This is a genomic window from Persicobacter diffluens (assembly GCF_036244895.1).
GTDB lineage: Bacteria > Bacteroidota > Bacteroidia > Cytophagales > Cyclobacteriaceae > Persicobacter > Persicobacter diffluens.
Genome location: NZ_BQKE01000002.1, coordinates 483,764 through 498,236, shown reverse-complemented (window position 1 = coordinate 498,236; position 14,473 = coordinate 483,764). Strand labels below are relative to the sequence as shown.

At 44.6% G+C, this 14,473-nt stretch carries 8 protein-coding genes; 7 read left to right on the top strand and 1 reads right to left on the bottom strand.

Features of this window, described 5'->3' with window-relative positions; all coding sequences use genetic code 11:
• The first annotated feature begins 179 nt into the window (after positions 1-179).
• Genes AAA970_RS16580 through AAA970_RS16565 form a run of 4 tightly spaced genes read left to right on the top strand, consistent with a single transcriptional unit; the run spans position 180 to position 7,499 of the window.
• The gene (locus AAA970_RS16580) at positions 180-4,010 is read left to right on the top strand and encodes an efflux RND transporter permease subunit (RefSeq protein ID WP_338238007.1); all 3,831 of its coding nucleotides are present in this window, start codon (positions 180-182) and stop codon (positions 4,008-4,010) included.
• Positions 4,007-5,227 carry a TolC family protein gene (locus AAA970_RS16575; protein WP_338238006.1) on the top strand — a complete coding sequence of 407 codons (1,221 nt, stop codon included), beginning with the start codon at positions 4,007-4,009 and terminating at the stop codon, positions 5,225-5,227. The genes AAA970_RS16580 and AAA970_RS16575 overlap by 4 nt, the downstream gene beginning before the upstream one ends.
• A 15-nt stretch (positions 5,228-5,242) precedes the next feature.
• Positions 5,243-6,985, top strand: coding sequence for an efflux RND transporter periplasmic adaptor subunit (locus AAA970_RS16570; protein ID WP_338238005.1), 1,743 nt, complete (start codon positions 5,243-5,245; stop codon positions 6,983-6,985).
• 10 nt (positions 6,986-6,995) lie between these two features.
• Positions 6,996-7,499, top strand: coding sequence for a DUF3347 domain-containing protein (locus AAA970_RS16565; RefSeq protein ID WP_338238004.1), 504 nt, complete (start codon positions 6,996-6,998; stop codon positions 7,497-7,499).
• Between the two features lie 233 nt (positions 7,500-7,732).
• Here AAA970_RS16565 and AAA970_RS16560 read toward each other — a convergent pair whose 3' ends face one another.
• Entirely contained in the window at positions 7,733-9,655 is a 1,923-nt protein-coding gene (locus AAA970_RS16560) for a tetratricopeptide repeat protein (RefSeq protein WP_338238003.1), read from the bottom strand.
• A 409-nt stretch (positions 9,656-10,064) separates the two neighbouring features.
• Between AAA970_RS16560 and AAA970_RS16555 the strand changes: the two genes are divergently transcribed.
• The 3 genes from AAA970_RS16555 (at position 10,065) to AAA970_RS16545 (ending at position 14,463) form a co-directional block, all read left to right on the top strand.
• Positions 10,065-10,937 (top strand): hypothetical protein, encoded by an 873-nt coding sequence (locus tag AAA970_RS16555; RefSeq protein ID WP_338238002.1) that lies wholly within the window; start codon positions 10,065-10,067, stop codon positions 10,935-10,937.
• A gap of 187 nt (positions 10,938-11,124) precedes the next feature.
• A complete protein-coding gene (locus AAA970_RS16550) occupies positions 11,125-12,282 on the top strand; it encodes a hypothetical protein (protein WP_338238001.1) in 1,158 nt (385 codons plus the stop codon).
• 780 nt (positions 12,283-13,062) lie between these two features.
• Positions 13,063-14,463: an alpha-amylase family glycosyl hydrolase gene (locus tag AAA970_RS16545; protein ID WP_338238000.1), complete on the top strand. Its 1,401-nt coding sequence runs from the start codon at positions 13,063-13,065 to the stop codon at positions 14,461-14,463.
• Positions 14,464-14,473 lie beyond the last annotated feature (10 nt).

The window sequence follows — 14,473 nt, the reverse complement described above, 5'->3', positions numbered from 1 at the left end:
CATGCCTGAGATTTTCAGGTATAATTCCCTTTTGGGATCTCTTTGGATGTTGAATAAGGCGTTATTTCATTATTTATGCTTTCCAGTCAATTCTAGAAGTCTTAATAGGCTTTTTGATGTAGCGCAAAGCGGGAAGTGGGTATAAATGATGAAGCATGATGGCCTTTTGCTGATCATTTATGAATCGTATAATCAAATTCTTTCTAGAAAACCGTTTACTAACGGTGGTGATGCTCCTGCTTTTGGTGGCTTGGGGTATCATGACTGCGCCCTTTCATTGGAAATTGGGCAATTTACCCCGGGATCCTGTTCCGGTGGATGCCATTCCCGACATCGGGGAAAATCAACAAATTATTTTTACGGAATGGGCCGGACATTCCCCTCAGGATATTGAGGATCAGATATCTTATCCGTTGACCACCTACCTGATGGGCATTCCGGGGGTGAAGACCGTTCGCTCGACTTCGATTTTTGGCTTTTCTTCCATCTATATCATCTTTGAAGAGGAAATCGAATTTTATTGGTCCCGCTCCAGAATTTTGGAAAAGCTCAATGCTTTACCCGCCGATTTATTACCTGAAGGTGCCCGGCCGGCATTAGGTCCGGATGCAACAGCATTGGGGCAGGTCTACTGGTACACCATTGAGGGGCGGGATGAAAGCGGAAAGCCCACCGGTGGTTGGGATTTGGATGAAATCCGCTCCGTGCAGGATTTCTTCGTTAAATATGGCTTGAGTGCCGTTTCTGGTGTTTCCGAAGTCGCCTCTATTGGTGGTTTCGTCCGGGAATATCAGGTGGATGTTGATCCTGAGGCCATGAATGCCTATGGTGTTTCTTTGGCGCAGGTGATGGTGGCTGTAAAAGGCGCTAATCAAGATGTGGGCGCGAAAACGGTGGAGATCAATCAGGCGGAATACCTGATTCGTGGTTTAGGGCTGATCAAAAATATCGAAGACCTGGAAGAGGCCGTCGTCAAAGTCAGTGAAAATGTTCCCGTGCGTTTGAAGGAAGTGGCCCGCATAAAATTGGGTCCGGCGAATCGTCGTGGTTTATTAGATAAAGACGGTGCGGAAGTGGTCGGGGGAGTCGTCGTGGCGCGTTATGGGGCAAATCCCATGCAGGTGATCGAGGGAGTGAAGGAAAAGATGCAGGAAATGGCAACGGGGATGCCGGTGAAAACGCTGGCAGATGGCCGAAAAAGTCAGCTGACCATCGTTCCCTTTTATGATCGTTCCACCCTGATTCAGGAAACCCTCGGCACGCTCAATGAGGCCCTTTCATTGGAAATATTAATCGCCATTTTGGTGGTTTTGGTGATGGTGTTGAATCTTCGCGCGAGTATTCTGATCGGAGGTTTGCTCCCATTAGCCGTTTTGATGGTCTTCATCGCCATGCGCTATTTTGGGGTAGATGCTAATATTGTGGCCCTTTCCGGTATTGCCATTGCCATCGGTACTATGGTGGATCTGGGGATTGTGTTATCTGAAAATATTATTCAGCATCTGGAGTTGAAAAAGGAGGAGACCTTGGTGGAGGTGATTTATAAAGCCACGGTGGAGGTTGCTTCCGCCATTATAGCCGCGGTAGCAACGACCATCATCAGCTTTATTCCGGTCTTTTTAATGGAGGCCGCTGAGGGTAAGTTATTCCGGCCGTTGGCCTTTACCAAGACCTTTGCACTCCTGGCGGCCTTGTTGGTGGCGCTTTTGGTTTTGCCGACTTTCGCCTACTGGTTGTTTGGTTGGAAATCCTCCGCTAAGTCGAAATCCTATTGGGGGATTGGAGTCGCAACAGCCCTAGCAATTACCGGCTTTTGGATCGGTAAAATGGGCTGGGCATTATTAGGCTTAGCCTGGGCAGTAATTCCTGCACTACCCTTGTTTTTTCCAAAAATACAAGATTCCAAGGTGGGTAATTTTGTAATAAAACAGGGCACGCTCATGATTACGGTATTGGCCGTTTTGATGCTGCTGGCGCAATATTGGGAACCACTTGGCCCATCCAGTGGGTTAGTAGGGAACTTTGGTTTCGTGGTGTTGATTTGCGGATTGATTCTTGGTTTTTTCTTCCTGTTGCAAATGCGATATCAACAGCTATTGCATTTCTGCCTGGAGCATAAAGCCCTCTTTTTAGCCCTTCCGATCACTTTGATATTCTTTGGCGGTCTGATATGGAATGGCAGTGCCTTTATGTTGGCGCCTGTAAAATGGATTGGTCAAAAGCTGAATTGGGAGGTGCAAAATACTGCCTTTTGGAAGGCCTCCGATCAGGAGTTTCCGGGAATAGGGAAGGAGTTTATGCCGGCATTGGATGAGGGGAGTTTTTTGCTGATGCCGACTTCTATGCCCCATTCCGGACTGACCTATAATCGAGAAGTGTTGGGGCAGCTGGATATGCAGCTCATGACCATACCGGAAGTAGAAATGGCAGTGGGTAAACTCGGCCGGGTAAATTCGGCTTTGGATCCTGCCCCCATCTCCATGTTTGAGAATGTGATCAATTATAAGCCGGAATATGCCGTGGATGGGGAAGGAAAGCGCCTCAGATTTCGAACAGATGAGGAAGGGCAATTTATCCTTAAAAATGGTATGCGCTACTCCAATGAAGCAGCGATTAAAAACCGGGTGGAGGTCAGTGATTTGATTACGGACGAGGATGGTGCTTTTTACCGGAACTGGCGGAAGGAAATAAAATCCTCCGATGATATTTGGCAGGAGATAGCCCGTGTGAGTAAAGTGCCGGGAGTGACTTCCGCTCCGAAATTGCAACCGATAGAGACACGGCTGGTCATGTTGCAAACCGGTATGCGGGCCCCCATGGGCATCAAGGTTTTTGGACCCGATTTGGAGACCATAGAGGCATTTGGCCAATCTCTGGAGCCGATACTGAAAGCAGTGCCTTCGGTGAAAGCCTCTGCCGTTTTCGCAGATCGGATAGTCGGCAAGCCTTATTTGGTGCTTAAGCCTAATCGAAAGGAAATTGCCCGTTATGGTTTGAGCCTCCAACAAGTGCAGGAGGTTATTGCGGTGGCCATTGGTGGGATGGAAATGACCAAAACTGTGGAAGGGCGGGAGCGTTATGCCGTCCGCGTGCGCTACCCCAGAGAATTGCGGGATCAACCGAAGAGCATGCGTAATATTTTAGTTACCACAGCTTCCGGCGCTCAGATTCCGCTGGGACAATTGGTCGACATTGACTTTGAAAGAGGACCGCAAGCCATCAAGAGTGAGAATACCTTTTTGCTGGGCTATGTGCTGTTTGATAAAGCAGAGGGACAGGCCGAGGTGGATGTAGTGCAGGATGCCAAAGGGGCGATTGAGACCGCCATAGCTTCCGGGCAAATTATTATTCCTCCCGGAGTCACCTATCAGTTTTCGGGTAGCTATGAAAACCAATTGCGGGCGGAACAACGCCTGTCGGTGATTATGCCAGTGGTATTGATCATAATATTTCTGATTTTATATTTCCAGTTTAAATCGGTCGGGACTTCTCTGATGGTCTTCGCCGGTATCGCTATGGCCTTTTCCGGTGGGTTCATCATGATTTGGCTTTATGGGCAGGACTGGTTTCTGAATACCGGGGGGCTAGGCTTGAATCTTCGGGACATCTTCCAGATTCATCCGGTGAATCTCTCGGTGGCGGTTTGGGTGGGTTTCATCGCCCTCTTCGGTATTGCCACTGATGACGGTGTGTTGATTGCCACCTATCTGGATCAGCAATTTAAAAAAGAGCAACTGCAAAGTGTAGCCGCCATTCGACAGGCAACGATTCAAGCCGGAATGCGCAGAATCAAACCCGCCGTAATGACTTCGGCTACCACCATTATTGCTTTGCTTCCGGTGCTGACTTCCACCGGAAGAGGAGCAGATATCATGATTCCGATGGCCATACCATCCTTTGGTGGAATGCTGGTGGCCTCCATCACTTATTTTATCGTGCCTGTGCTGTATTGCTGGCGGGCAGAGCGCAATTTTAAAAAGCAACACTTATCGAAAGGAGGTGATTTATGAGAAATTTACTGCTATTGATTTTTATGGCGGTTCCGATGCTGGCGGTTGCGCAGGTGCCGGAAGAGCTGGAAGCCTACGCCTATACGCATAATCCCAAATTGCTGGCGACCTATAAGGCTTTTGAAAGAAGTGTGCAGGAGGCGGCGCAGGTGAAGAACATGGCGGATCCTGAATTATCGATCGGCTATTTCATTCAGCCCATAGAAACACGTAATGGACCGCAGGTCGCCAAGCTTTCGCTTATGCAGATGTTTCCCTGGTTCGGAAGTTATAAAGCCCAATATGCGAGTAGGGCGGCAGTAGCAGAGGCTCGCTATCAGGAATTTTTGAAAGAGAAGGCCCTTTTGAAGGTGGCATTGACCCAAGCCTGGTTTCCGCTTGCGGAGCAGGCCCACCTTTTAGCATTGGAACAGGAAAACCAGCAGGTGTTAACGGCCTATAAGACCATGGCGGAAAGGCAGTTTGAAAATAATAAAGCCGGTATGGTGGATGTTTTGCGGGTGGATCTGATGTTGCAACAATCCATTACAGAGGTGGAAATCTTACAGCAACAACGTAAAAGCCTCCAGACCAATTTCTATACTTTGCTCAATGTGCCCGAGGATACGGTCATGAAGCTTTCGGATGCTTTGGTGCCTCTGAAGCAGGATTATCAACCCCTGGATAGTATTTCAGATCAACATCCGGAAATTGTGGCGACACAGCAAATGCAATCTTCTGGGGAAATGGCGCTCAAAGCCGCGCATAAGGCCGGAATGCCCCAATTCAAATTAGGACTGGACTATATGTTTGTAGGAAAAACTCCCCTGGAAGCACCCAACTCGGGACAGGATGCCATTATGCCTATGGTGGCGATCACTTTGCCGATATTCCGGAAGAAGTATAAGGCTAAAAAAGCGGCAGCAGAATTGGTGGTGGAGGAATGGGCTTTCCGGGAAGCAGCCCGCCGGAATGCCTTACAACAGGATTTGGAAAATACCTTGTTTGAACTGACTAAGGCTCAAAAATTATTGAACTTGTATGAGTTACAATTGACCGAAAGCAGGCATGCTTTAAATTTATTGTATACTGCTTACGCCAATGATGGGAAGGACTTTGAGGAGGTCCTTCGCATGCAACAATTGCTTTTGAATTATGAAAAACAAAGGGTGAAGGCCCTTACCAGTATTCAAAAGATTTGGGCCAAATATGAGTATTTACAAACGGGTCAGGAATAGGTTAAATTAATGATTATGCAATTATTTAAATCATCATATATCAAAATGGTACTGCCCCTTTTGGCGGGTTTAGTGCTGGGTTATATTTTCTTTGGTGGATCATCTTCTCCTGAACCGGAAGGGGAGCATCATCATGCACATCAGCAGCAGGAATATACCTGTTCCATGCATCCGCAGATCCGGCAGGCGGAGCCGGGAGATTGCCCGATTTGTGGCATGGCTTTAATTCCGGTGGCATCGGGTGGACAGCATGAGGATCCTCAGTTATTACAAATGTCTCCAGTGGCGATGGAATTGGCCAAAGTAGCCACCATGAAAGTGGGGCAGGAAAGCGGTGAGGGGCAGCTGGAGTTGAATGGTAAATTGACTTTGGATGAAACACGTACCTCTTCTCAGGTGACCCATATTGGTGGTCGCGTGGAAGCCTTAGCCGTCAACTTTACTGGTGATTATGTGCAGAAAGGTGCTGTTTTGGCCACCCTATATTCTCCTGAACTGGTGACGGCTCAGGAAGAATTGTTGCAGGCGGTGGCCTTGAAATCTGTACAGCCTTCGCTATATCAAGCCGCCAGGCGGAAATTAGCCAATTGGAAATTATCGGAAACAGAAATTGATCAAATTGAAAAAAGTGGTCAGGTGAAGACGGCTTTTCCTATTCGCGCAGATGTGTCGGGGGTGGTAATGGAAAAGATGGTCAATGTGGGCGATCATCTGAAAATGGGGCAACCTTTATTCCGGATTTCAGATTTGAAACATTTATGGGTGCAATTTGAAATTTATGAATCACAACTGGCTCGTGTGAAAGCCGGCGATGAGGTGCAATATCGGATTGCCGGAGAGTCCAGAAGCAGAAAGGGGAAAGTGGATTTTGTGGATCGAGTAGTGGACCCCAAAACCAGGGTGGCTTATGCCCGATTTGGTTTGGAAAATCCTGAAATGGCGCTTAAGCCGGAGACCTTTGTTTCCGGGGCGCTTCAAATGACGGCTGTTGAGCAGTCCTCGGATATTGTGGTGCCGGCTTCTGCCGTGCTCTGGACTGGTAAGCGATCGCTGGTTTATGTGATGCAGGAGACCGAAGCCGGCGTTGGATTTAAGGCCAGAGCAGTAACGCTGGGCGAGCAAAGAGGCACGGATTATCAGATATTGGAAGGCTTGAAGGTCGGAGAAGAGATCGCGGTGAAAGGTGCATTTAGCATTGATGCGGCCGCTCAGCTGGAAGGCAAAAGCAGTATGATGACTTTGGCAACTTCGACTCCGGAAGATCAGGTGTCGATCCCGGACTGGCCGGAGCGCCAACTGCCCGTTACGGATCAGGTGCAATTGAAATTCCAATCGCTTTTGAAGGCCTATTTGAAAATGAAAAAGACTTTGGCCGCGGATGATTGGGCCGGGGCGCATGAATCTGCCGGAACCTTTCAAAAAGAACTGAAAACCTTCAGGATGAAAGATTTTAAAGGGGAAAGTCATCAGCAATGGATGGCGATTAAGCCTTATTTGGATTTTGCCACAGGGTCGATCTATAAGGCCAAATCGATGCAAAAAGGAAGGCAGGCTTTTGAGTCAGTGGCTCAAGGAATGACCTGGTTGGTGCAAGGATTTGAGGGTTTCCCGACGCTGTACATCAATCATTGTCCGATGGTCAATAATGACCAAGGAGCGGACTGGTTGGATGATCAAACAGAAATTTTAAATCCGTATTTTGGGAGTCAAATGCTCAAATGCGGTTATAATAAAGCAACACTAAACGATAAACCTTAAAGATAGAATCATGAAAAATTTGAATGTTATGCTGATGTTTTTTGCGCTGATCGCTTTCGCTTCCTGTGGAACAGAGCAAAAAGAAAGTCAAGCGAACACGACCACTGAAGTGGAAACAGCAGCAAATACCACCGCTTCTCCTAAAGTGTTATTGGAGCAATATTTTGTGTTAAAAGACGCCTTGGTGTTAACCAATGCCCAGAATGCCCAATTGGCAGCAGCTCCTTTAGAAGCTTCACTGAAGACTGTAGGCCTGGATGAAGCGGCTCAAGTGGCCAATAAAATTGCCACCGCTACCGATGTGGAATTACAACGCGTGGCTTTTGAAGATTTGTCTAAAGCGGTCTATGATTTCACCAAAGCGAATCCCACGGGCATACAGGTCTATCAGCAGTTTTGCCCAATGGCTTTCGATAATAAAGGCGCATTTTGGTTAGCTGCCGAGAAAGAGGTGAATAACCCCTATTTCGGTGATAAAATGTTGCACTGTGGTTATGTGAAGGAAGAGTATTAGTTTAAATAATAATCTTATTAGCTAATCCCGAAGATGGTATCCCGGATACTATCTTTGGGAGAAAGCCAACAATGGTTGTAGCATTTTGCTACGACCCAAAACTAATGGAGCGTCCGCTCCAAAAATAGGGAAGAATGGGAAAATGAAGCAATGCTCTAAGAGCATCAGTACGTAGACAGCACCTCATATCTTCGTAAAAAAGAGGACATCCTAAAAGTTCCATTTTATAAAATTTAGCTAATCCCGAAGATGGTATCCCGGATACTATCTTTGGGGGAAAGCTCCATTTTTTTCTTCATTCGGTAAATCCGATTTTTGATTGTATTCAGCGAAAGGTTCGTCACACCAGCGATAGACTTATTGTCCATACCGATTTTTATATAGGCACAAATCTTTAAATCACTGAGACTCAATGCTGGATATAAGATTTTAATTTTCTCGAAAAATTCCGGATGCACACCATGAAATTGGTGAACAAATGAGTCCCACTGATCCTCTTGACTCATGGTAGATTTCAACATCTTCTGAATGTTTTTTACTTCGCCTCCCTCATTGACGGTTTCCAGTTGCACGACCTTTTCCTGTACTTTCTTGAGTGCGTTGAGTTTTTCCATCTGACTCATGGTCATAGCCGCAATGTGTCGGTCTTTTTCACCTAAATTTTGCGTCATCAGGGCTTTCTCCTTTTGATGGAGTTCGTCCAATTGCCGATTTTTGATTTTTAGCTGTTCCGCCTTTAATTGTAGTAATCGGTTGTGTCGTTTTTTTGAGTGATAAAAAGAATATAAGATGATAATGAGGACTATGGCAAATAGCGTAATGACAAGGGTGGTGCTTTGTACTAATTGCGCTTGCTTTAATTCTGATCGGTAAGCGATCTGCTCTTTTTCTCTTAACAGGACATTTTCCCGGTCTTTCTGTTTTTGATAATATTCAAACTCTAACTTAGCCAAATCCAGAGGCAGGTTTTCCAATTTGGATGTGTCCCTGTTCTCTTGCAATAACTCCAGGTAGTGGAGCGCCTGTAAGGGCCTGGCTAAAGCTTTTTGGGTTTGGTACAATATTTTGAGTATAGTTTTCCGTTGCTCATATTTGATATTGGCCTTGGGTACTTTTTCGTAAGCCTCCAGGGCGAGTGTTTCGGCTTTTTTAAATTTCCCCTCCACTAAAAAATAGTTGGCCAAATTCGATTTACAGGTGATTTCCATTCCCAAAAACTTGTCTGTCGCTTTTTCTAAGGCTTTATTGAAATACAATTTTGATTGGGCAATGTCCCCTTTTTTTTGGTGGGCAAAGGCTATGGAGATTAGGCTGCTGATGTATAATTTTGAATAGGGCCTTGATTGTGCCAGCTGCTCACATTGATTTAAATAATAAAAAGCACTATCAAGTTGACCGGTTTTTGAGTGTAGTTGTCCCTGCGTACGGAGCGCTCTGATATGGGTAGAAGGATGTTTTTCGATATCTAAATGGGCCATATGAAGATCCAAATACTTTTTAGCCTCTACCATATCATTAACCGAGAGGTAGATTTGACTGATTTTGCCATAAGTCTGACACTGGGTATGTTGATTTTCAACAGCTTCAAAAAAATCCAGGGCCAAAAAGAATTCTTCCAGTGCTTTTCCCAAATCACCAAATTCACTATAGGTGATGCCCAAATTGAGGTGATTGTACCCCATTCCCAGGGTGTCTTCTAATGTAATGGCGTAGGAAAGTGCTTTTTCCCCGCTGATAATGGCAGAATCCAGGAGTTTTTTCTCTTTATAAATGATCCCCAGGTTGTTGTAATTATATGCCAGTCCATTAAGATCCTTTGCCTTTGCGTACCAATTGATCGATAGGAAATGGGCTTTTTGGGCCTTGTTTAATTCTCCATTTCTATAATAGATGATTCCTAAATCATTGATGCCCCTGCCGATAACTGATAGGATTTCGCCATCGAAATCTTCCCTGGCTAGCGAAAGTAAATATTCATAATGCAGGCTTGCGCTTTCATGCTCGCGATCGAAAAATTTAATGTCCCCCAAGAATTTTTTGGCCAATATATATTCCGCTCTGGTTTGAGCTTGCTCCAGTAGTTTAGAGGTGACCTCCCAGACACTGTCTCGTGCACCAGCTTTTAATCGCTCTTCCAATAATGCATAATTTTTCAATAAGCTTTTGGTTTGATCTTGAGCAAAAGCAGTATGAGCAAAGATCGGCAGGAGACAAAAAATGAAGGTAGTAAGGGCAGTTCGGATCATTAAAATCTTTGGAGAAGGATAGAATTAATTCAAAACTAATCAAATTTTAATAAAAGACAATTTTGGTATGCAACCTCAATGCATTCCCTGAATATCTTCTTTATGCCTCTGGAGGCCTTTATGTGCAATTAGTGTGCGTCCTCATGCATTCTTTAAAAGTGGTATGCATACCAATTGCAACCTGTGTTTTTTTTGGTGCGCATTAGGATTTCATTAGCATTGTGTCGTCGAATATCGATCAGGTCAGTAAAAAAGAGGCTTGCCTAAAGCTTGTGATTAAACAAATATTGATCTGGATGAATTTAAATTTTTGCTTTATATGTGCATCAAGAAATTAGAGTATATCTGGATAAATCCTGAGGCGCAGTGTTTAGAATTAATGAGTACTGTGGTGCATAATGATGCGGTGGAGGATGTCTTAATCGGGAATGCCGGATACAGCTTAAGGCCGATCAGGTCATATGGGAAGGTATTGAAGGAGGATACTTATTTAATATATGCAGAGGCCATTGATGAAAACGGATATCCATTTCAACACTTGTTGCGTGATGAGTTAAATGACGAGCAGGATCTTTCGTTTATTTACAGGCAGCATTATCGCATTAATAAATTCCTGGGAAAGGCTTTTATGGAGCATTTCGCGGGGCAGCATTTGGATTTGTGCATCGACGCCGGATTAGAGGTGAAGCAAATTTATCCTTCCGGAAAAGAGGGCGAGTGGGTTTTCTGTTTGTTGGGTCAGGGTGGGCAAGCTGCCGGTGATGACCTGATCGTGGCCCGCTATCTGTTAGAGAGATTAGCGAAAAAATGTGAATTAGAAATTGATTACGGACTTGCTCCCGGACAGGAAATGGAAAAGCGGCTGAATCTGTTTATGAGTTTTGCTAAAGAGGAGGGGCTGGGAAATGAAAAATACTTTGAGGCACTTTTTGAGGGGAGCACACATGAGGAGGAAGATGAAAGTGGGATCAATCGTTTAGGGTCCTATCGTTTTTTACATCCCCGAGACCAATTTTTCGTGGACTTAAAAGGCCATGCAGTGGCCATACGGATTCCCTGGAAACTCATGGAGCGTCATTGGCGGGGATTTTTAGAGAAGGGAGGGCCATGCTGTATAGCAAATCCTTATGCGATTAACGCTTATATTTTTAGTGCGGAGCGAAAGCAGGAAATTATTCATAGTGCCATATAAGGCACAAGTTTTATCTATCATAATAATCGCTTGATTTTGGAGCGGGCTGTTATGGATACAGCCCCTCATTTTCTTTACGGGTGATTAGCAATGACTGGATACTGCTGAATTATAATATTAAAAATCGTCAGTCTGGATTAGAAGGGGCCGGTTATGTGGAAGCATCCGGTCCCCTGTTTTTTTGATTATGGAAATATCTGGAAATATTGCGTGGGTTTTTTTAGGGCTTGTTTGGACGCTCATTATTTGTCCACTGGGCATTAAATTATTCTTTCTGGGAAGAGGTACTGACCGAAGGCGCCTACAGGTTTTGGGGACCGCCCTTACGATGTTCTGCTTGGTGGTCATTTGGTGGGTAGCAGTGGGCTATAGCTGGGTATTTTCCGATATTAATGAGGGTTTTGGCTGGCCTTTTTCGAAGGCTTTTTTCCTATCTATAGGCATAAGCCAAAAGCATGGTGAAATTCCTGAAATTCTTTTTGCAGGCGTAATAATGATGAAGGTCATTGTGGTCGTCATGATGCTTGGTATCAACCTGGCGCATCGTATGCCGATCTTGAATTGGGTACTTTTCGTATTTTTATGGCTTTCGATGGTGCTCGTGCCTATTGCAAGGTTGATTTGGAATTCTCCCTTTTCCAATTTTTCATTGTATGATTTTTCAGGCGGGTTCCTTTGGCTGGCGGCGGGCATCTCCACGCTGGTGGTGGTGATCGTTACCGGGGGCTCAGCGATACGATATAGTGAGCAGGGTTATCGTTTACGTACTTTTTTGTTGGGCTTTGCTTTTATTTGGTTAGGCTTGATGATTTTACATGCGCTGGGTAGTCTGAAAGCGGATGCGAGCGCAGTTCATGCTTTTATGACCACCAATTTTTGCGCTTGTGTGGGGGGCTTATCCTGGTTAATTCCGGAAGCATTGAAGAATGGGAAAGCCTCCTTTGAAGGAATTGGTAATGGCTTTATGGCGGCTTTGATTAGTATCAGTTTTGGCGCGGGCTATTTGACCTTTGAAGGCGCATTGCTTTGCGGACTGTTCAGTGGCCTGCTTTCCCAATATTTGATCGTTTATTGGGCAAAAGCCCTTGAATCAGAATTTTCTTATTATCCGTTTTTATTAATTGTTCCACCAGCTTTGGTGGGGGCATTGGTGACGGCTTGTTTTGCTTCGCCCATATTAGGGGAGCGGTCTGGATTTATGTATGGTTCGTCGGAATTATTAATTAGCCAGATCATCGGGATCGTCTCAGTTTTATCCTATTCGGCTATCCTGACGCTCGTTCTTTGCTTAATGGTTTTTCCAAAAGCCCGAAGCCCTTTTTTATCCTTAATCATGGACCGTTAGGTTGAACGCGAATTATTCGCCGCTAAATTTATCAGGATCTCACAAATCACGCTTTTCAATGCACTGCGCTTGATTATTAATAGCTCAAATTTGGGTTTGCTTACTTTTTCTCCCTCCGATGCGTTGTTGGAAAAAACTCGAAAAAAGGATACTATTCCCTGCTATTCCCACCTAGCAGCTAAATGAGGATTAAAGCATACATTTTTCGGCTTAATGGGTTCCTTGCTGCTAGGCCATATGGTCTTCTTTTATTCGATATTTTCCAAGAGTGTCTTTAAAATCGCACTATCAGACTTAGAATTATTGGAAGTGATTCTATATAATTTTTCAATGATAGCATTACTATTCTCTCAAAATAATCGGGTATCGCTGCTGCAATAATCAAATTTTCGCTGCGAATGTTGGCTGTTATACACGCTTTGATGCGCATTAGATTTTGGCTGAAATTAGGATTCCTCTCTTTTTTTTGATTTGGAAAAAGGCAATACTGATAACTTGGAATATCCCATTTCGAAATCGTTTGTGGGGAAGATAGTAGGATTTATTGGAGATTATCTGAAAAATTGTCTGCTCTGATTTACATTAGGGTGTGTTAATAATGAAGCCAGCCGATGCGAATGCGGAGTATTGAAATCGCTTTGATGTCATTGTTTTATGATCGTCAGGCTATAGGGGCCTAATCATCGGGCATCGTTGCTTTCATAATTAAATTTTGGTAACGATTGCCGGCTTTTGAATACACGCCAAGATTTGTTATTTTTTTACCAACTATTCAATTGTATGAGAATTTTTAAAACGGGAATGGTATTAATGACCCTGTTTACTTTAGGTCAATGGGGATGCCAATCCAACACTCAGGAAAATGCTATGGAGCAGCAAGTTGATCCTTATCAACCTCAGCCCTATGTGAAACTGTCGCATCCGGAATGGAGTAAGAATGCGACCATTTATGAGGTGAATATCCGGCAATATACACCGGAGGGTACTTTTAAGGCTTTTGAACAACATTTGCCGAGATTAAAAGCCATGGGCATTGATATTTTGTGGTTAATGCCTATTCACCCGATAGGAGAGAAAAATCGGAAAGGAGAAATGGGGAGCTATTATTCGGTGAAAGATTACTATTGGGTAAATCCGGAATTTGGTTCACGGGAAGATTTCCAGCATTTGGTGGATAAAATTCACGAAATGGGCATGTATGTGATCATTGATTGGGTGGCCAATCATTCTGCCTGGGATAATCCTTTAACGGAGGAACATCCGGAATGGTACAGTAAAAACCGCGAAGGCAACTTTCAGCCTACCCCCTGGTATGATTGGGACGATATCATTGATTTTGATTACGAGCAGCCCGGTATTCGGGAGTATATGACTTCCGCCCTGAAGTATTGGGTGAAAGAAACGAATATTGATGGTTTCCGCTGTGATGTGGCGGGATTTATGCCGACCGACTTTTGGAATAATGCCAGAAAAGAGCTGGATGCTATTAAACCGGTATTTATGCTGGCAGAGTGGGAGTCACGAGACCTTCATCAGGAGGCCTTTGATATGACCTATTCCTGGAGCTTGTGGGAGAAAATGCATTTGGCAGCCTTAGGTAAAACCTCAATCGCTCCCTTAGTGGAATATATGGCACATGATGTGAGCACTTTTCCTAAAAATGCCTATCGGATGACTTTCACCGACAACCATGATAAAAACAGCTGGGAAGGGAATATGTACAGTAATTTTGGAGAGGGATTAGAAGCTGCGATGGTGTTGGCCGCAACGGTAAACGGAATGCCTTTAGTTTATAGCGGTCAGGAAGCGGGCCTGGATCGTTCCTTAAAGTTTTTTGATAAAGATGAAATAGCGTGGAAAGATCATCCCAACGCAGCATTATATCAGAAACTTTTCAAATTAAAACATCAGAATCATGCTTTGTGGAATGGCGCCTGGGGGGGCGAGATGGTAAGGATTTATTCTGATAAAATGGATCAGGTCATTTCTTTTAGCCGGGAGGCGGAGGAAGATCTGGTGATCATCGTGATGAATTACAGTGCCTCTCCGGTGGAGGTGAGCCTGAAGAGTGCACCTTATAAAGGCAATTATCAGGATTGGTTTAGCGGGGATACCGTTGAACTAAAAGGGAATGATCAATTTAGCTTAAAGCCCTGGGGCTATAAGGTATTGGTGAAATAAAATTTCCAAA

Bases quoted from the DNA above. Each gene is read 5' to 3' on its own strand.
- AAA970_RS16580 (WP_338238007.1), top strand. From the start codon at position 180: ATGAATCGTATAATCAAATTCTTTCTAGAAAACCGTTTACTAACGGTG.
- AAA970_RS16575 (WP_338238006.1), top strand. From the start codon at position 4,007: ATGAGAAATTTACTGCTATTGATTTTTATGGCGGTTCCGATGCTGGCG.
- AAA970_RS16570 (WP_338238005.1), top strand. From the start codon at position 5,243: ATGCAATTATTTAAATCATCATATATCAAAATGGTACTGCCCCTTTTG.
- AAA970_RS16565 (WP_338238004.1), top strand. From the start codon at position 6,996: ATGAAAAATTTGAATGTTATGCTGATGTTTTTTGCGCTGATCGCTTTC.
- AAA970_RS16555 (WP_338238002.1), top strand. From the start codon at position 10,065: ATGTGCATCAAGAAATTAGAGTATATCTGGATAAATCCTGAGGCGCAG.
- AAA970_RS16550 (WP_338238001.1), top strand. From the start codon at position 11,125: ATGGAAATATCTGGAAATATTGCGTGGGTTTTTTTAGGGCTTGTTTGG.
- AAA970_RS16545 (WP_338238000.1), top strand. From the start codon at position 13,063: ATGAGAATTTTTAAAACGGGAATGGTATTAATGACCCTGTTTACTTTA.